This is a genomic window from Enterococcus sp. PLH-Efm8 (genome assembly GCF_053011625.1).
On record NZ_CP172568.1, the window covers coordinates 631,272 to 648,968 of the forward strand.

A 17,697-nucleotide genomic window follows, 5' to 3' on the forward strand; every position below is an offset into this window, starting at 1 on the left:
ACCAAAAGAGAAAAAAATCAGAGATCGGCTACGATGACTATCAGTTAGTAAGAGAAGGGTGCTTGAAGTATCTTAACAAGACATTGCATACTGCTGCAGTCGCAAGACCTGCGACGATTCCTTCAGGTATACCACTTGTAAAAATAACCGCTAGAATAGCTGAATAAACAGCATTTAAATTTGTTCCGATGACTTTGGCATAATCTTGCTGGAATAAAAAGTAGATCATATTCATCACTAAAATCGTATTGGTCAATGAACCGGAAAGTCCAGCTAAGAATAAAGAAACGGAATCTGCTTTTTGTTTCATTAGTTTGCGCAGACCTTTATAAACGAAATAAGGAACCACCCCAATCAAGATGCGAGGAATAAACGCGATCAGCAAGGCTTTCCAGCTTCCATGTTCTGTTCCGATGACTGGGATAAACGGAGAAAAGACAAAAGACAAAGGTGTTTGGATAACTGTGCTACGGATCATGCTGATCAGTCCAAATGTACCGCCAAGAAAAGCACCTAGTCTTGGTCCTAAAACGATCGAAGCAATGATTACAGGAATATGCATGGTTGTTGCATTGATTGGACCGATAGGGATAAAACCTAAAGGCGTAACAGCTAATAAAATCAAAATAGCTAAAAACATCGCAGTTAATGTAAAGTTTTTTGTATTTTTCATAAGTACTCCTTTTTTCTAAGCATTTCTTTCATTAAGAGTCAGCATGACCTGTTCGATGATCGTCTGAATATCAGCTAAGGCACCTTTTCCAAAATCTCCACAAGCTAAAAGAGATTCTCTTGGTTCAATTTCCTGATAGCCGACAGATCTCAATGTTTCCAGATTACGCTGAGTGATCGGGTTTTGATACATATTCGTGTTCATGGCAGGGGCAATCAATTTTGGTGTTCCCACTGGAAGCGCCATTGCGACTGTTGAAAGAAGATCGTCTGCAATGCCGTTTGCTAGCTTGCCGATAATGTTTGCTGTAGCAGGCGCGATGAGAAACAAGTCAGCTTGTTTTGCTAGTTCGATATGATTGATTACCTGCGGATTTGATTCTTGCATGACGTCTGTATGGACTGCGCGCTTCGACAGAGATTGCAAGGTTAATGGCGTGATAAAATGTGTGCTGCTTTTAGACATAATCACATCTACCTGGGCACCTAATTTGACGAATTGACTTGTAAGATCAGCGCTTTTGTAAGCAGAAATACTTCCAGTAACGCCTAGTAAGATCTTTTTCATTTTGATTCCTCCAGTCTAATTTTCTCAGTAATCAATGCAGCAATCTCAGATTTACTTTGAGCTTCTTCCACTGTTCCATCTTTAGATAAGAGATAGCCGTGGTGTGTCTCGCCATGGATTTCCGTCAAATCATTTGCGAAAATAAAATCAGTTTTGTTATTTATCAGACTATTTTTTGCGACTGCCAGAAGAGATTCCTTTGGTACATCTACTAATAGTTTGAAACCAATGATTTTTGCTTTTGGCTGCCATTCACGTAGATAAGAAATGATTTTTGGTGTTTTCTTCAAAACGAGCACAAGATGCTCGGTGTTAGAAGAGATCTTTGAAACAGTGGTATCTGTCTGTTCATTTTCCGCAAACCAATTGTCCAGTTCTTCTTGCGTTGAAGAAGTGGGTAGGTTTTTTGCCAGCTGTTCTTCTGAAAAACTAAAAGCAGGAGTAAAATCACTGACTGCCATACTGTGGATAATCGCATCGTAGTGTTCTTTTTTCGTTAGTTCTTCTAATTGTAAAAATAAGTCCAGTGCAGATTCGATCGTATAAATCGTTATATTGGAGTGTCTTTTCGGTTTCAGTGCTTGTTTCGTAGTCACGTAATCGATTGTGGTATCCGGATTGGCAGCTAAATAATCAGCTAATGCTTGCCCTAATCGTCCTGTCGAATGATTTGTAATAGCACGTACTTGATCGATTTTTTCAGTCGTTCCTCCAGCTGTGATTAGAATCTTCATTTATGGTCACCTACATTTACTAGTGTTCTTCCTTGGTGTGTTCCAGCAAGTAGTTTAGATGCTGTTTCAGGCAATTGATCCAGAGTAATCTCTTGGACGACCAGTTCATCTGCAATCTGCAAATCCGCCATCTGTTGCCATAAAGAAAGACGTTGATCTATTGGTACATTGACAGAATCAATTCCAATCAACTGGATGTTTCGCAGAATAAAAGGCAAGACAGTCGCGTTTAGTTTGATTCCCCCAGCATTGCCACATAAAGCTACTGCACCGTTATAAGAGATCAATGGAAGAAGACTGCTTAGCTGCTCGCCACCTACTGTGTCGATGACATAGTCGATTTGCTGTTTTCCTAAAGCTTTTGTTGTCTCTGGCAGAAATTCATCAGGTCGTACGACTTGCAAAGCACCTAGACTTTTTAGCCATGTGACAGACTCTTCTTTTCTGGAAAAGGCAATGATTGACTGGAATCCTAGTTTATGTAACAGGGCTATCGCTGTACTGCCTACACCGCCAGAAGCACCAGTAACGACAACTTTTTTATCGGAGGTCATACCTTGACGGATTAAAGCGTTCACACACAACATAGCAGTAAACCCTGCTGTACCAAGGATCATCGCTTGACGCAGCGTCATATTTTTTGGTAGAGGAACTAACCAGTCTCCTGGTACTTTTTGATATTGGCTATAACCGCCTGGATGGGTGACGCCAAGCCCAAAACCAGTAGCAAGTACAAGATCTTCTTTTGAAAAACGTGGATTGTTACTTTGGACGACAGTTCCGGATAAATCAATCCCTGGAGTCATCGGATATGTTCGTATCACCTGACCAGACTCGCTCATTGCCAATGCATCTTTATAATTGACATCAGAATAGGCAATTTTTACCAAGACTTCATTTTCAGCCAACTCAGTAAATGGCAGATCACTGATTGCTGTATGGAAAACAGGTTCCTTTATTACCTGAAAAGATCGAAAAGCGTTCATTCGTGAGACACTCCTTTTAAAATTTTCTTTTATCATACCATAAAGCCTACTCTTTTATTCTTGTTCTTCCGTAAATTTAGACAAAAATTAGGTGAAAAATAAAGAATCAAACAACTAGAATTTATTCCAAAAGATAAAGAAATATTCAGCAAAAAAAATTTTACAAATGGTTGCCTTTTTCAATAAATTTCGTATACTAATACGAGTGGTAGTAAACAGGAAGTTTACTATTAGAAAACTTCGATTCGGAGGAAATTATGGAAATTGGTGAGAAGTTAAGAAATTTGCGCATCCAAAAGAATTTGACACAAGAAGAACTAGGCGAACGCACAGATTTGTCAAAAGGGTATATTTCCCAGTTGGAACGAGATTTAAGTTCACCATCAATGGAAACATTCTTTTCTATTCTTGAAGTCTTAGGTGTGACTCCAGAAGAATTTTTTCATCAAGAAGCAGCGAATCTGCAAGTGGTTTATTCAAAAGAAGATCATACGGTTTATTTCGATGAAGAAAACGGGTATGAATTGGAATGGCTCGTGGCTGATTCGAATGAAAAAGAAATGGAGCCTGTCTTGCTGACTTTTGAAGGTGCAGGAGAATATAAGACGTTTGAACCTTCATTATCTGAAACGTTTATTTTTGTATTAGAAGGGGAATTAGAGTTAAGCTTAGGAGAGACGGTCTATGTGGCAAAAGCAGGACAGTCGATCTATTATCAAGCGACAAAACAACATCAATTAAGGAATCATCTCAAAAAACGAACAAAAGTATTGATTGTTGCAACGCAATCATATTTGTAATATAGGGGGTAAAAACGTGGGGAAACCAATCATTTCATTTGATCAAGTAGTGAAACGCTATGATGATGAAACAGTATTAAAAAAAGTAAGTTTTGAGATCGAACAAGGAAAATTTTATACACTGCTTGGTCCTTCCGGCTGTGGTAAAACAACGATCCTACGTATTATAGCTGGATTCACCGAAGCTACAGAAGGGGACATCTATTTTGAAGGGAAACGGTTGAATGATTTGCCAGCTAATAAGCGACAAGTAAATACAGTCTTCCAAGATTATGCACTTTTTCCTCATATGAATGTTTTTGATAACGTTGCTTTTGGATTGAAGATCAAGAAAATGTCCAAATCAGATATCGAAAAGAAGGTAAAAGATGCTTTGCGTATGGTCCAGCTTCCTGGATACGAAAAACGGGAGATTAGTGAAATGTCTGGTGGTCAAAGACAGCGTGTAGCGATTGCACGAGCAATTGTAAATGAACCGAAAGTATTGCTATTAGATGAACCGTTATCGGCGCTTGATTTGAAACTACGTACAGATATGCAGTATGAACTGCGGGATCTGCAACAACGATTAGGAATCACGTTTATTTTTGTTACTCATGACCAAGAAGAAGCGTTGGCAATGAGTGATGAGATTTTTGTCATGAATAAAGGGAAAATCGTCCAAAGTGGTACACCCGTAGATATTTATGATGAGCCAATCAATCATTTCGTTGCTGATTTTGTTGGGGAGAGCAATATCGTGGACGGTGTAATGATCGAAGATAATCTAGTTGAGTTTGTTGGTAAGCAATTTGAATGTGTCGATGGCGGGATGCGTCTAAATGAACCAGTTGAAGTTGTTTTACGCCCAGAGGATTTGACGATCACGACACCAGATAAAGGAAAACTAGTCGTAACGGTCGATACTCAGCTGTTTCGTGGTGTCCATTATGAAATCATCTGTTATGATGAACAGCAAAATGAATGGATGGTCCATTCAACGAAAAAAGCTAAAGAAGGAAGCAAAGTAGGATTGGCCTTTGAGCCAGAAGATATCCATGTCATGCGTTTCAACGAGTCTGAAGAAGAATTCGATGCACGTCTTGACAGCTACGAAGAATAGGGGGGACAAGAATGAAAACAATGCGCAGGATCTATTCCGTCCCTTATATTTTGTGGCTCGGTTTATTCGTGATCGCGCCTGTATTAATGATCATTTATCAATCTTTTTTTGATATGAATGGGCAATTCACGCTGAATAATTATCTATCTTATTTTACGTCGGGGACATCGCTTTCTATGACGATCAATTCTGTATGGTATGCATTTTTGATCACGTTTTTCACGCTGATCATCAGTTACCCGACTGCTTATTTTTTAACAAAACTGAAGCACAAGCAATTATGGCTGATGCTGATTATTTTGCCTACATGGGTGAATCTGCTGCTTAAAGCTTACGCATTTATTGGGATTTTCAGTGTGCACGGCAGCGTGAATCATTTCTTTGATTTTATCGGGATCGGGCCGAAACAGATATTATTCACAGACTTCAGTTTTCTGTTCGTGGCAACGTATATCGAGATTCCATTTATGATTATGCCAATTTTCAATGCATTGGAAGAGATGAATCCTTCTTTGATCAGTGCTAGTAGAGATTTAGGCGCGAATAGCTTTGAGACCTTCCGACGAGTGATTTTTCCGTTATCATTAAATGGTGTGAAAAGTGGTGTCCAAGCAGTATTTATTCCTTCTCTTTCTTTATTCATGCTGACTCGTCTGATTGGCGGAAATCGGGTGATCACTTTAGGAACGGCTATCGAACAGCATTTCTTGGTTACACAAAACTGGGGGATGGGTTCTACAATCGGTGTGATTTTAATCATTGCTATGTTCATCGTGATGCTCCTGACAGGCGAGAAGAAAAAAGGAGGTCGCTCATAAATGAAAAAATTTAAATGGTCGTATCTTTATTTAGGGATCGTCTTTTTATTCTTATATGCACCGATCTTCTATCTGATTTTTTATTCCTTCAATGAAGGAGGAACGATGAACAGCTTTACAGGATTTACTTGGGAAAATTATGAAGCTGTTTTTGAAGATACACGTTTGATCATTATCGTATTGAATACGTTCATGCTGGCTTTCTTATCTGCATTGATCGCCACGATCATCGGGACATTTGGGGCTATGGGAATCTATTACACGAAAAAACGACGTGCACGGACAGCGTTGTTGAGCATGAATAACATCTTATTAGTCTCTCCTGATGTTATTATCGGTGCTAGTTTCTTGATTTTCTTTACACTACTAGGATTCGGATTAGGTTTTCAGAGTGTATTGCTTTCCCATATTGCTTTCAGCATTCCAATCGTCGTCTTGATGGTCTTGCCAAAATTGCAGGAAATGAACGATTCAATGGTCGATGCGGCTAGAGACCTTGGTGCTAATAATTTCCAAGTAGTCAAAAATATCATTTTGCCTTATCTTTCTCCAGGAATCATAGCTGGATATTTTATGGCATTTACCTATTCTCTTGATGATTTTGCGGTTACATTTTTCGTCACAGGAAATGGCTTTACGACGCTCTCAGTAGAGATCTATTCTCGTGCAAGACAAGGAATCAGTTTAGAAATCAATGCGCTAAGTGCGTTAGTTTTCTTGTTCTCCATGATATTGGTCATTGGATACTACTTTATTAGTAAAGAAAACCGTCCAAAACGGCTGAAGAAAAACAGAAGAGTACGCGAGGGGGTGGCACGGCTGCGATGAAAAAATTACAATCTCTGTTTTTAGGTATTCTCATCATTATTGCGGTGCTGCTGCTTGGTGTTCGTCAACTTGAAAAAACAAGTGGCATGAGTGGAGCAAAGGTACTTACCATCTATAACTGGGGAGATTATATCGATCCTAGTTTGATCACGAAATTTGAAAAAGAATATGGATACAAAGTGAATTATGAAACATTTGATTCTAATGAAGCGATGTTCACAAAAATCCAGCAAGGTGGGACAAACTACGACATCGCTATACCAAGTGAATATATGATCCAAAAAATGATCAAAGAAAAACTAGTACTTCCATTAGATCATTCGAAGATCAAAGGATTAAATAATATTGATCCACGATTTTTAGACTTGGATTTTGATCCAGATAATCAGTATTCGATTCCATATTTTTGGGGAACTTTAGGGATCGTATATAACGATAAATTCTTTGATGCAAATCAAATTAAGCATTGGGATGATTTGTGGAAGCCGGAATTAAAAGACAGTTTGATGCTGATTGACGGTGCACGAGAAGTTATGGGGCTTTCTTTGAATAGTTTAGGCTATTCTTTGAATAGTAAGAATATGGCACAGCTGACAGAAGCAGCAAATAAATTGAATCATTTAACACCAAATGTCAAAGCAATCGTGGCAGATGAGATCAAAATGTATATGATCAATGAAGAAGCCTCCGTGGCAGTGACATTTTCTGGCGAAGCTGCCGATATGATGTGGGAAAATGAACATTTACATTATGTGATCCCACCAGAAGGATCCAATCTTTGGTTTGATAATATCGTTATGCCAAAAACCGTGAAAAATAAAGAAGGTGCCTATGATTTCATCAACTTTATGCTAGAACCGGAAAATGCGGCACAAAATGCAGAGTATATTGGTTATTCTACACCAAATGAAGAAGCAAAAGCGTTATTGCCAAAAGACATTTCGTCGGACGAACAATTCTATCCATCTGATGACACGATCTCCCATCTTGAAGTCTACAAAGATCTAGGATCGAAATACCTAGGCATCTATAATGACCTATTCTTAGAATTCAAGATGTATAGGAGATAATGGCAAAACTCAGTAAGAATGGGGACTTATCAACGTTCTAAAGAGCTAAAAATCGTCCTTTTTCTATCTGAGTTTTCCAATCTTCTACCAAAAGCGGATGAAACGCCGCTTTTTTTGTGTTATTTTATTTTTTCTACCACGTTTTTCTACCAGAGAAAAGTGGACAAAACCATTGTAAAATAGGGCCCGAGACGGGCTAGTAAATCTAAGATTGAAAAAGTTACAGAAGGATAAAGTAATTGGAAACTATGCAAATATACTTAACCCTTCTGTAATCTATTAATAAAACTAATATATGAATCCAGTTCAATATTTGTAGCTATGAAAAAACATAAAAATCATATTAGATAAAAACTAAATTGGTAGATAAATTATTTTGTCAGATATCTGAGGCAAATATTCGACTATTTGTGTTTCAAAGTAAAAATTGGAATACAAATATAGAATAGACATATTGCAGCCGATAGTTTATTATGCTTTTAGACACATTAAACTGGAGGAAAAAATGAAAAAGAGCGCTAAAGATCGAGTTTTTGATGAGCTGATACGACTAACAGGGAATATGTCTTCTGTCACTGCCGAGAAAATTTCGAAGAATCTAGGTATCTCTCGTCAGAATGCCAGCCATTATTTGACGAGATTAGTGGAAGATAAAAAGGTCGAGAAATTACCGGGAAAGCCTGTTTTGTGGAAGCCTTTAGATGAATATGCGGTTGTAGATAATACGGAGCAAATAAACGAAGCCTTTCATTCTGTAGTTGGTCATGACGGAAGTCTGAGAGAGGTCATTCAAAAATGTATAGCCGCTGTCAAATATCCGCCTAACGGACTCAGTGTATTAATAAATGGAGCCACGGGTGTTGGAAAAAGTTTTTTAGCCACAAAAATTTTTGAATACGCTATCCATGAGCAAATTATTGAAAAAGATGCACCATTTGCTATCTTAAACTGTGCCGATTATGCGGACAATCCCGAACTGCTTTCGGCAACACTGTTTGGATACAAGAAGGGGGCCTTTACGGGGGCTGAAAAGGATACCGATGGTTTATTGGCAACGGCCAACAACGGCTATCTTTTTCTCGATGAGGTCCATCGCCTATCGAAAGAAAATCAAGAAAAGCTCTTTCTATTTATTGATACTGGAAACTATCGTCCAGTCGGTGAAAATGTAAATTGGCATTCTGCTAAGGTTCGTTTTATTTTCGCCACGACGGAAAAAGGTGAAAATTATTTATTAGACACCTTTGATCGGCGTATTCAAATTAGTGTTATGTTGCCAACTTTTGAAGATCGCCCCATTCGAGAACGATTAGAGCTGATTCAATTATTTTTTCAAAATGAAGCGGATGTTTTACAAAAAGATATTATTGTTTCAAGAGAAGCCTTGTCTTTAATGTTATCTCATCCCTTTAGTGGGAATATTGGTAAGCTGAAGAATATCATTAAAATCAGTTGTGCGGATGTGTATAGTCGAACACAAGAAGAACCATTAACGATTGGGAAAAATGAGATCTTGATTCAGTTAAATATGCTGGAATCCGAAGTAGAAAGCTTGCCGATTGCTAGTTTATTGATAAAGAAAAATCAAAAGATAAAAACGGATCGAATCAAACCGTTTGATTATGATTCGATTTTGGAAAAAATTACTCAGCTGATAAATGAAGGTAATTTCAATGAAAATTTTTCTTCGATAAAGAATGAAGTACAGCATTTGGTGCATCACATTGATAAGGATTCTTTTTTATCAATGAGTAGAAAATTGATGATTCAGATGTTTAGAAAGGTCTGGGTATCCGTTTTAGGAAAAACGTACGGATTGACGACGAGTGGACCTGTTGCAGAAATTATTAGCAGATCCTATGTCATTTCCCCAAGCTATAAGACAGACTTAACCGGGATAAATCGTACATTAGCTGCAAATCTACCTCGGACGACTTACTTATGTAATCAGTTCTTGGAGCATTTACCACCGCTCTCAGAAAAGGACGAGAACTTTCTAAGACTGCTTATTGTCGTGACTTTATCTGATTATGTAGATGAATCCATCGAGCTGAAGGGCCTGTTGCTTGCTCACGGAGATAGTACGGCTAGCAGCATTCAAGCAGTAGTGAATCAATTATGCGGCAATTATGTTTTTGAAGCGTTGGATATGCCAGTAGAGAGTAATGTGTCAGAGATTGTCGAATCGACAAGGAATTTCGTGAAACGGCAAGTGAATACAGATAGTCTAGTGCTGATCGTAGATATGGGCTCTTTAAATCAAATTTACACACAGATCAAGAACGATTTAAAAGGGGAGTTACTTCTTCTGAATAATTTGACGACTTCCATTGCACTTGATATTGGCTTGAAGATGACGATGAATGCGCCATTTAAACAGATTGCGGAGGATGCAGCAGACAAGTATTCAATCAATGTTCAATACTTTGAAGGCTTTTCTCAAAGTAGCAACATTATCATTTCCTGTATGTCGGGTTTGGGGATTTCGGACAAATTGAAAGATGTTTTTCGTCATCATTTATCGGATGAATCCATCGAAGTTTTCACGAAGGACTACAGAGAACTACGTGAATTAATCGACCAAAATGATGAAACTTATTTTGACAAGACAAAATTGGTCATCACGACTTCGGATCTTCCACGTTCCTTTTCAATTCCTAATATTAATGTTTATGACATCTTAGACGGTGATGGAGCAGCCAATTTGGAGCATATTTTGAGTCCTGAAATGAAGCCGGCAGAATTTAACCGCTTGATTCAGGAGCTAGTAAAATTCTTTTCGTTGGAAGGAATTGCGGACCGTTTGAACTTTCTGAACCCAACGATCGTGATGAGTGAAGTGGAAACAGTCATTTCTAAATATGAAAATTACTATCATTTCACTTTAAATGGCCGTGTAAAACTAAATCTCTATATGCATACGGCATTGATGATGGAACGTTTATTCTTGGCTCGGACAGAAAAATCTGAAGAACCGAATTATGATTTGAAACCAGATGAAGATGAATTTTATTATGTTTCTAGAAGTATTTTTCAATCAATGGAGATGAAATATAATTTTAAAGTCAATGCTTATGAGCTTTCGCTGCTCTATGAATTATTAGGACCGTATATTCAAAAATAAAGTGTCTAAAAAAGTGTCTAATCTGTTTTTTTTAGGTTAGACACTTTTTTTAATGTGAATTAACGTGATTAAACCAATGTTTTTAAAAGTTGGCACAGGAATTGCTTATATAAAAGTGAACAGAAAGAAAGGAATTAACCATATGAAGAAAATTCTAATAGCGACTCACGGTCACTTAGCTTCAGGCTTTCTTAGCAGTATTCAATTACTGACGGGGAAGGTTCAAGAGATTACGGTGATTAATGCTTATGTGGATGAGTGTGATTTTGAACAGGAGTTGAATGTATTTGTAAACCAGGTGAACGAGCAGGATCAGATTTTTGTTTTTACCGATTTATTTGGCGGAAGTGTCAATCAGAAGATTACCAAAACCTTTTTGGAGAAAGAGATTGCTGTAACTATTTTGTCTGGCTTTAATCTGCCAATTCTGCTCGAAATAGTATTGGCAACCAAGGAATTAACAAAGGAGGATATTCAGGAACTGGTAAATAAATGCCAACAGGAATTAAAGATGACCATTCTTGATGAGGTACATGTAGTAAATGAAGAGGAAGATTTTTTTTAGGAGGAAGAAAAATGATTAAAGCAGTGCGAATTGATGAACGATTAATTCATGGACAAGTAGCGATGACTTGGACAAAGAGTCTAAATTTAACCGGGTTAGTAGTAGCAAGCGATGAGGCGGCTACCAACGATATTCAAAAGATGACATTGAAGATGGCTGCACCATCGAATGTCAAAGTCATTATTAAAACAGTTGATGACGCGATTCATTTGTTAAAAGATCCGCGGGCGAAGGACATGCGCTTGATGGTTTTAGTCCCTAATGTCAAAGATGCGGTAAAAGTTGCGAAAGCTTTCCCAACGGAAATCGAATTAATGAACGTGGGGAATGCTGGGAAAATGACACCGCCATCGGAAGATAAGAAAACCTTATCAAAGGAAGTGATGTTAACGACGTCAGAAATTCAAGACTTAAAAGAATTAGTTGAACTTTATCCAGATACCGTTTTTCAGCCTACACCGGCGATGGAAAAACGTTCAGCTATCTCTATTTTGAGTGATTTTTAGAAAAAGGAAGGAGAAAAATTATGTATGATGCATTTGTAGTCGCTTTGGCCGTTTTTATTGGAGTTGCTGGACATGAAATGTTCGGGATGTCCATGCTGAGTCGTCCGATTGTTGTTGCTCCGTTAGCAGGAGCGTTGATGGGGGATTTGCAGACGGGGTTGATTGTCGGGGCGTCACTAGAAGCCATCTTTATGGGTGTCGTCAATATCGGAATCTCTAGTACGGCGGAGCCTTCTTTGGCTGCTGGGCTGGCTACAGCGTTCGCAATCAAAATGGGAGGAAACGTGGATGCGATTATTCCCATTGTCTTTCCACTAGCAGTATTAGGATTACAGTTAATGAATATGATTTTTTCTTTTGTATGTGGACCGATGGCTGCTAAATTTTTCAAATTTGCAAAATCTGGTGATCAAAAAGGAATCATCAATCTGCACTTCTTTATGTGGTTTGTCCACTATGCGCTTTATGCTCTTATTCCATTCTTTGCCGTTTTATTTGGAGCAGATGTTGTCAAAAGCGTCTTGGATAATATTCCAGAGGTCATCATGAACGGATTAACAGTCGCTGGAAATCTGCTGCCGGCAGTTGGGATGGCGATGCTGTTACGGATGCTTTGGAGTAAAAATATTGCTGTGTGGTTTTTCTTTGGGGCCGTTGTTATGGCGTATCTCGAGTTACCATTGATTGCAATTGCCGCAGTTGGAACGATTATTGCAATTGTTATAGCCCAAAGAGATCTACAACTAAAAAATATATCTGTTCATGCAGTTCAAAGCGATGCTGCTGTAAATGCAACGCTTGACCAAGAAGAGGAGGATTTCTTTCAATGAAATTAGCTGATGGAATTTCTAAAGATGAGAAAAAATTGGTTCGGAAGATGTTTTGGCGCTCGATGACTATGTATGCTTCGGTGAATCCGGTGACGATGGGCGGCGGTGGTTTCGCCTATTCTATGATGCCCTTCATTAATCATTTCTACAAAAGTGAAGAAGATCGAGCTGCGGCGCTGGAACGTCATACACAGTATTTTTCGACGACCATTCCTTGCGCGTCCTTTGTCATGGGGATTGCGGCATCGATGGAGAAGGAAAATTCTGAAAAAGCTGGTTTTGACGTGGAAAGTATCAACGCGATCAAAACGAGTTTGATGGGACCATTGGCTGGAATTGGCGATTCATTGTTCTGGGGAGTTTGGCGTGTCGTTACCGCGGGACTAGCGATCAACTTAGCCAATGCCGGAAATATTTTGGCACCAATTATCTTTTTAGTTATGTTCAATATACCTAATTACTTGATGCGATACTATGGCGGCGTTTTAGGCTATTCATTAGGCTCTAAATATATTGAAAAGCTGTATGCGAACGGGTTAATTGAAATTCTGACAAAAGCTGCTAGTATCTTGGGTCTGATCATGGTAGGTGCAATGACGATCAGTATGGTCAAATTCAATACCGTTTTGAGCTTTTCAATGAAGGGCGAAGAACTAATGAATGTCCAAGAAATCCTCGATAGTATTTTTAAAGGAATTGTACCGTTATTGGTAACATTGAGCTGTTTCAAATTACTAGATAAAAAAGTCGGCGTCATCAAAATTATTTTTGGAATGGTCGTCTTGGGAATTTTATTGTCATTACTTGGAATCGCATAGTAGGAAGCTGCAGCTACTAGGCTGCAGTTTTTTTAGCAAGGAGGGAAAAGATGACTATTAATGAAGTAATTTATTCACCCAAACACCCATTTTTTAATGCTGAGTTAAACGACGGAAATGTGACTACTTCAAACGAATACAGCTACTATCGGAATATTCCTGATGTAAAGGGATTGACCTTCGATGTAAGTAATCAAAAGACATTAGCAAACCTTGATGTTTGCGGGACGATTCAAACGTTGACCTTTTATCGAGAAAATTTACTAACTGAGGAAAAACCAGGTGTTTGGGTCAATAAACAGCTCTCTCAAACCAATTCGTTATCCTTAAAGGTTGAAGTAAACGGGATTGTCTACCATTTGTCAGAATCGGATCATCGTATTGAAGTCGATGTGATTCAAGACTGTTTGCCTAGATATATTCATCATTATTCGACGTTTAAGGTCATTGTAGTATCCTTTGCTCCCATACTGGCTAATAAGCGTTTAAGTATGCTTGTTCAACAGGTTTACATTGTGAATGAAACACACGAAAGCCTTCAAGTTTCAGTGAAAGATGTGCCTTCGTATCAAGAGAAGTATTCGGATCAGCAAAATGTGTTGATTTCTCAAAAAGGAAATAAGGACACGATCGCACAACAGGAAGTGGCAAGCTTCGCCATTGCTTTTGTGGACCCAAATGCTTTTGAAGAAGTAATGACTTTTCAGGAATCTGATATCGAAAAATGGCTGAAGGAAACATTGAACTATTTTGCTCAGCTATTTGGGCAGCTGTCAATGCCAAACGATAGAGTTGTCCATCTCTATCGTCGTGCACTTTATCAAAGCTTTTCTAGTTTCGGTATGAATCGACAGGGACAGGTCGTCGGCAGCAATTGGGGCAGCTATCCTGCTACTAATCGAATTTGGAATAAGGATATGTATTACGCATCATTGCCATTCACCATGTTTGAACCGGAGTTATGTCAAAAAACGGTTCTATGGTTTGATCAATATGGCGTTAAGTTTCCTGGTTCAAAATTTACAGGAGGTATCAATCATTCTCTGAGTAATTCGTTATCCAGTGCGTTACTGGCTAGTCTTTATTTTGAACATACTGGGGATACAAAATTCTTTGAGCGGTGTCCGCAGGTTCTACTGAATGCTTCAAGAATTATTGAGGACATATTAGCTCAACGTCGGTCAGGGGAACCAATGCTTTTTCCATCTGTTTGGTTATCAGACGCCTTTGCACTTGGAAAGTATCATACCGGCAGCAATCTTTGTCTTTGGAAGGCCTGTATTGGACTTGCAGAAATTTTTGAAGCCCTAGAACAACTGAGTCTTAGCAAGCGATACAAAAACATTGCCTGTAAACTAAAGGAATCAATTTGTAAACAAATGACTATCGATGGTCCTTTTGGTGAGCAATTTTTGGAGGGAATCGGTGATGAGGAGAAAACAACCTATTCAGTGAAGCACTATCAAAAACCGATTCTTGAGCAAGGGTTAATCTTTTTAAGTGATGTGATTGTGGATGGAAAAATTAATTTATTGATGCATGATGGAGAAGAATCAGACACTACGTTGATGCCTTTTTATCAATTTTTAGATAATAAAGATCATTTATATCAGAACACCATGGCCTTTTCTGCTAGTTCTTTCAATCCAACCTATAGCGAGGAAATCAAAGGCATCACTTGGGGATTAGAATCCGGCGCCACTTTTCCTGGCTTTATCACTGTTTTAATGAGCGAGCTGCACAACCCTCAAGCTTTCGTAACCCGATTAGAAGAACTAATTTGTTTGGCAGATTTAGACGGTTCGTGGTGGTGGTGGCCGTATCGCTTAGAGGCTCAACAAGGAGAAGTCGTGCGAGACTTTGGCTGCGGCAAATGCGGCTGGGCATCGGGTCTTTTTGTCAGCCTAATGATCAGTCAATATTTCGGATTGAAATTCAAAAAAGGAGTATTGCAAATTGATCCTGTTGATAATTTAACGTTTTCTTGGAAGAATTTGAAGTTCGGTCAAGCCTTCATTTCGATTGAATGTACGCAATCCGAGTTGAGTATTTCAAATTTGTCAGAAAAGCCATTGAAAATAAGTGATACGAAAAAAATTCTTCACGTAGAAAAGGGAAAAACGATTCACATTCAAAGGAGAAAAAGATGAGTATACTAAAAAATATTACCCAATTTAAAAAAATCCAGAGTCGAGCAATCACTCCCGAAAATCCAACAGGCGAGAAAGGTAAAGCTGCGATGTTGCCAAGCGAGCTAGGACCAAGCCGCAAAGGTCGTGGCGCAATTCCGCTGACTTCTGGTGAAGAAACTGTGATTGCGGATATTACTGGAACGGGAATAATTCGTCATATGTGGATGACGATTCGTGATCGAACAGAATTTGGCAGTTTTGTTTTACGTGATTTAATCTTAAGAATTTATTGGGATGGGTCGGATAGCCCTGCTGTTGAAAGTCCTTTAGGGGATTTCTTTTGTAATGGGTTTGGAGAGCGTTGCGAGGTGAACTCGTTGCCGATAGTGGTTAATCCTACAGGGGGCTTTAATTCCTATTTCGAAATGCCTTTCCAAACATCCGCTAAAATTACGATCGAGAATTTACATCCGAAGGATATGTCCTCATTTTTTTATACGATAAATTACGCTTTGGTGGACGAATTGGAAGAAAATAGCCTATATTTTCACGCAAATTGGCATCGGGAACGCATTACCAAATTACAGGAGGATTATAAGTTAATTGATCGATTAAAGGGTCAAGGCTATTACGTGGGTACTTACCTTGCGCTTACCTGCCTAGAACGTTATTGGTGGGGCGAAGGCGAGTTTAAATTCTACATTGATGGGGATAGTGAGTATCCGACCGTAACCTCAACAGGTTCAGAAGATTATTTTGGCGGGGCGTGGGCCTTTCATGAGTACGATGAGTTCGGACGTCCACATGCGAAAAACTATTCAACAGCCTTTTTAGGGTATCCTTACCAATCAAATAGAGATGCCACAAGAGATCGTTTTGAAACGGGAAAATTGAATGCCGTTCATGCCTTTGGTGACGACGCAATGCCACGACATGGTCTTTATCGTTGGCATCTTCAAGACCCCATCTGTTTTACCGAAGATTTATCGGTCACTTTACAACAAATCGGCAACGATGATGTTCGCTTATTTGAGCGGCAAGACGATGTTGCTAGTGTCGCTTACTGGTATTCAACAGAAGCTTCAGGAAATACTAAACGTCATTTCACTGATCGAGAACGCTTGCCGCGTTAATGAAGTGTTTTTCACATATTCGAAGGGAGGAACCTATGATGATATATGGGGCAATTGAAGCTGGAGGGACTAAATTTGTCTGTGCAGTCGGTACTGAGGAATTAACGATTTTGGAAAGAGTCAGTTTTCCCACAACAACTCCAGTTGAAACAATGAAGCAGGTCATTGATTTTTTTAAACCTTTTAAGGAACAATTGGCAGGCATCGGGGTCGGCTGCTTTGGTCCAATTGATATTCAATGCAAATCAACGAGTTTCGGTCATATCACATCAACACCAAAACTTGCTTGGCAAAATTTCAATTTTGTAGGAACGCTAAAGCAATATTTCAATATTCCGATTGAATGGACAACAGATGTCAATGCGGCTTGCTATGGTGAATATGTTGCTGGTTCTGGCAAAGGGTTAGCAGGTGTTGCATACTTCACTGTGGGAACAGGTATCGGAGGTGGTGCCTTGTTCAATGGGACTTTCGTGGAAGGGTTCAGTCATCCGGAAATGGGGCATATGTTGATCAAGCGACATCCAAAGGACAATTTTTCAGGAAACTGTCCCTTCCACCAAGATTGTTTAGAGGGGATGGCAGCAGGACCAGCGATTGAAAAACGGTTGGGTGTAAAAGGCCAGAATTTATTGGCTGACGATTCGTTTTGGCAGATTGAAGCCTTTTACCTTGCCCAATGTGCATACAATACAACACTGATGTTTTCGCCAGATAGAATTATTTTTGGCGGTGGTGTAATGAAACAAGAACACATGAAGAAAAAAGTTCAGGATAAATTTGTTGAGCTTATAAATGGATATGTTGAAATACCACCAATTGATAGCTACATTATTACGCCCGAATTAGGTGATAATGCCGGAATAATCGGCGGATTAGCATTGGCCAGAAAAGCGGTAAGAAATAAGCAACCATAATTAATGAATGTTTCATTGATACTCATGTCAAAAGTATTTAACCGAGTAATCAAATGATCAAATGAAGTTGGATAAAGCGAAAATGAATTCAAAT

Annotated in this window: 17 protein-coding genes; 13 read left to right on the plus strand and 4 right to left on the minus strand. The window is 38.9% G+C overall.

Annotated features, from left to right (window positions below; translation table 11 throughout):
• Positions 1–40 precede the first annotated feature (40 nt).
• From ACIFUW_RS02990 to ACIFUW_RS03005, 4 genes are read right to left on the minus strand one after another with little or no spacing between them, the layout of a single operon-like run.
• Positions 41–673, minus strand: a complete 633-nt coding sequence (locus ACIFUW_RS02990; RefSeq protein WP_002287046.1) for an ECF transporter S component — start codon at positions 671–673, stop codon at positions 41–43.
• Positions 674–688: 15 nt separating this feature from the next.
• On the minus strand, positions 689–1,240 hold the full coding sequence (gene coaC / locus ACIFUW_RS02995) for a phosphopantothenoylcysteine decarboxylase (protein ID WP_002287045.1): 552 nt from the start codon (positions 1,238–1,240) through the stop codon (positions 689–691).
• Positions 1,237–1,974, minus strand: coding sequence for a phosphopantothenate--cysteine ligase (locus ACIFUW_RS03000; protein ID WP_002287044.1), 738 nt, complete (start codon positions 1,972–1,974; stop codon positions 1,237–1,239). Before ACIFUW_RS03000 ends, coaC begins: the two co-directional genes overlap by 4 nt.
• Positions 1,971–2,960: an oxidoreductase gene (locus tag ACIFUW_RS03005; protein WP_002287041.1), complete on the minus strand. Its 990-nt coding sequence runs from the start codon at positions 2,958–2,960 to the stop codon at positions 1,971–1,973. The genes ACIFUW_RS03000 and ACIFUW_RS03005 overlap by 4 nt, the downstream gene beginning before the upstream one ends.
• A gap of 257 nt (positions 2,961–3,217) precedes the next feature.
• On the opposite strand from ACIFUW_RS03005, the gene ACIFUW_RS03010 reads away from it, so the two are divergent.
• From ACIFUW_RS03010 to ACIFUW_RS03070, 13 genes are all read left to right on the plus strand, one after another.
• Positions 3,218–3,760, plus strand: coding sequence for a helix-turn-helix domain-containing protein (locus ACIFUW_RS03010; protein ID WP_002287040.1), 543 nt, complete (start codon positions 3,218–3,220; stop codon positions 3,758–3,760).
• Positions 3,761–3,776: 16 nt separating this feature from the next.
• Positions 3,777–4,862: an ABC transporter ATP-binding protein gene (locus tag ACIFUW_RS03015; protein WP_002287039.1), complete on the plus strand. Its 1,086-nt coding sequence runs from the start codon at positions 3,777–3,779 to the stop codon at positions 4,860–4,862.
• An 11-nt stretch (positions 4,863–4,873) separates the two neighbouring features.
• Positions 4,874–5,680: an ABC transporter permease gene (locus ACIFUW_RS03020; RefSeq protein WP_002287038.1), complete on the plus strand. Its 807-nt coding sequence runs from the start codon at positions 4,874–4,876 to the stop codon at positions 5,678–5,680.
• Entirely contained in the window at positions 5,681–6,508 is an 828-nt protein-coding gene (locus ACIFUW_RS03025; RefSeq protein WP_002287036.1) for an ABC transporter permease, read from the plus strand.
• Entirely contained in the window at positions 6,505–7,578 is a 1,074-nt protein-coding gene (locus tag ACIFUW_RS03030) for an ABC transporter substrate-binding protein (RefSeq protein ID WP_002287033.1), read from the plus strand. Before ACIFUW_RS03025 ends, ACIFUW_RS03030 begins: the two co-directional genes overlap by 4 nt.
• A gap of 427 nt (positions 7,579–8,005) precedes the next feature.
• Entirely contained in the window at positions 8,006–10,702 is a 2,697-nt protein-coding gene (locus tag ACIFUW_RS03035; protein WP_002304269.1) for a sigma 54-interacting transcriptional regulator, read from the plus strand.
• A gap of 64 nt (positions 10,703–10,766) precedes the next feature.
• Entirely contained in the window at positions 10,767–11,267 is a 501-nt protein-coding gene (locus ACIFUW_RS03040) for a PTS sugar transporter subunit IIA (protein WP_256664972.1), read from the plus strand.
• Positions 11,268–11,278: 11 nt separating this feature from the next.
• Complete coding sequence (locus ACIFUW_RS03045; RefSeq protein WP_002287026.1) at positions 11,279–11,773, plus strand: PTS sugar transporter subunit IIB; 495 nt, start codon at positions 11,279–11,281, stop codon at positions 11,771–11,773.
• Positions 11,774–11,793: 20 nt separating this feature from the next.
• Complete coding sequence (locus tag ACIFUW_RS03050) at positions 11,794–12,603, plus strand: PTS sugar transporter subunit IIC (protein ID WP_002287024.1); 810 nt, start codon at positions 11,794–11,796, stop codon at positions 12,601–12,603.
• On the plus strand, positions 12,600–13,421 hold the full coding sequence (locus ACIFUW_RS03055; RefSeq protein ID WP_002287022.1) for a PTS system mannose/fructose/sorbose family transporter subunit IID: 822 nt from the start codon (positions 12,600–12,602) through the stop codon (positions 13,419–13,421). The genes ACIFUW_RS03050 and ACIFUW_RS03055 overlap by 4 nt, the downstream gene beginning before the upstream one ends.
• A 50-nt stretch (positions 13,422–13,471) precedes the next feature.
• Positions 13,472–15,571: a glycoside hydrolase gene (locus ACIFUW_RS03060; protein ID WP_002287021.1), complete on the plus strand. Its 2,100-nt coding sequence runs from the start codon at positions 13,472–13,474 to the stop codon at positions 15,569–15,571.
• Positions 15,568–16,686 carry a glycoside hydrolase family 172 protein gene (locus tag ACIFUW_RS03065; protein ID WP_002287020.1) on the plus strand — a complete coding sequence of 373 codons (1,119 nt, stop codon included), beginning with the start codon at positions 15,568–15,570 and terminating at the stop codon, positions 16,684–16,686. Before ACIFUW_RS03060 ends, ACIFUW_RS03065 begins: the two co-directional genes overlap by 4 nt.
• Before the next feature lie 38 nt (positions 16,687–16,724).
• Complete coding sequence (locus ACIFUW_RS03070) at positions 16,725–17,603, plus strand: ROK family protein (protein ID WP_002304270.1); 879 nt, start codon at positions 16,725–16,727, stop codon at positions 17,601–17,603.
• Positions 17,604–17,697 lie beyond the last annotated feature (94 nt).

Excerpts from the sequence above, each read along its gene's own strand:
- ACIFUW_RS02990 (WP_002287046.1), bottom strand. The coding sequence starts at position 673 with ATGAAAAATACAAAAAACTTTACATTAACTGCGATGTTTTTAGCTATT.
- coaC (WP_002287045.1), bottom strand. The coding sequence starts at position 1,240 with ATGAAAAAGATCTTACTAGGCGTTACTGGAAGTATTTCTGCTTACAAA.
- ACIFUW_RS03000 (WP_002287044.1), bottom strand. The coding sequence starts at position 1,974 with ATGAAGATTCTAATCACAGCTGGAGGAACGACTGAAAAAATCGATCAA.
- ACIFUW_RS03005 (WP_002287041.1), bottom strand. The coding sequence starts at position 2,960 with ATGAACGCTTTTCGATCTTTTCAGGTAATAAAGGAACCTGTTTTCCAT.
- ACIFUW_RS03010 (WP_002287040.1), top strand. The coding sequence starts at position 3,218 with ATGGAAATTGGTGAGAAGTTAAGAAATTTGCGCATCCAAAAGAATTTG.
- ACIFUW_RS03020 (WP_002287038.1), top strand. The coding sequence starts at position 4,874 with ATGAAAACAATGCGCAGGATCTATTCCGTCCCTTATATTTTGTGGCTC.
- ACIFUW_RS03025 (WP_002287036.1), top strand. The coding sequence starts at position 5,681 with ATGAAAAAATTTAAATGGTCGTATCTTTATTTAGGGATCGTCTTTTTA.
- ACIFUW_RS03030 (WP_002287033.1), top strand. The coding sequence starts at position 6,505 with ATGAAAAAATTACAATCTCTGTTTTTAGGTATTCTCATCATTATTGCG.
- ACIFUW_RS03045 (WP_002287026.1), top strand. The coding sequence starts at position 11,279 with ATGATTAAAGCAGTGCGAATTGATGAACGATTAATTCATGGACAAGTA.
- ACIFUW_RS03050 (WP_002287024.1), top strand. The coding sequence starts at position 11,794 with ATGTATGATGCATTTGTAGTCGCTTTGGCCGTTTTTATTGGAGTTGCT.
- ACIFUW_RS03055 (WP_002287022.1), top strand. The coding sequence starts at position 12,600 with ATGAAATTAGCTGATGGAATTTCTAAAGATGAGAAAAAATTGGTTCGG.
- ACIFUW_RS03060 (WP_002287021.1), top strand. The coding sequence starts at position 13,472 with ATGACTATTAATGAAGTAATTTATTCACCCAAACACCCATTTTTTAAT.
- ACIFUW_RS03065 (WP_002287020.1), top strand. The coding sequence starts at position 15,568 with ATGAGTATACTAAAAAATATTACCCAATTTAAAAAAATCCAGAGTCGA.
- ACIFUW_RS03070 (WP_002304270.1), top strand. The coding sequence starts at position 16,725 with ATGATATATGGGGCAATTGAAGCTGGAGGGACTAAATTTGTCTGTGCA.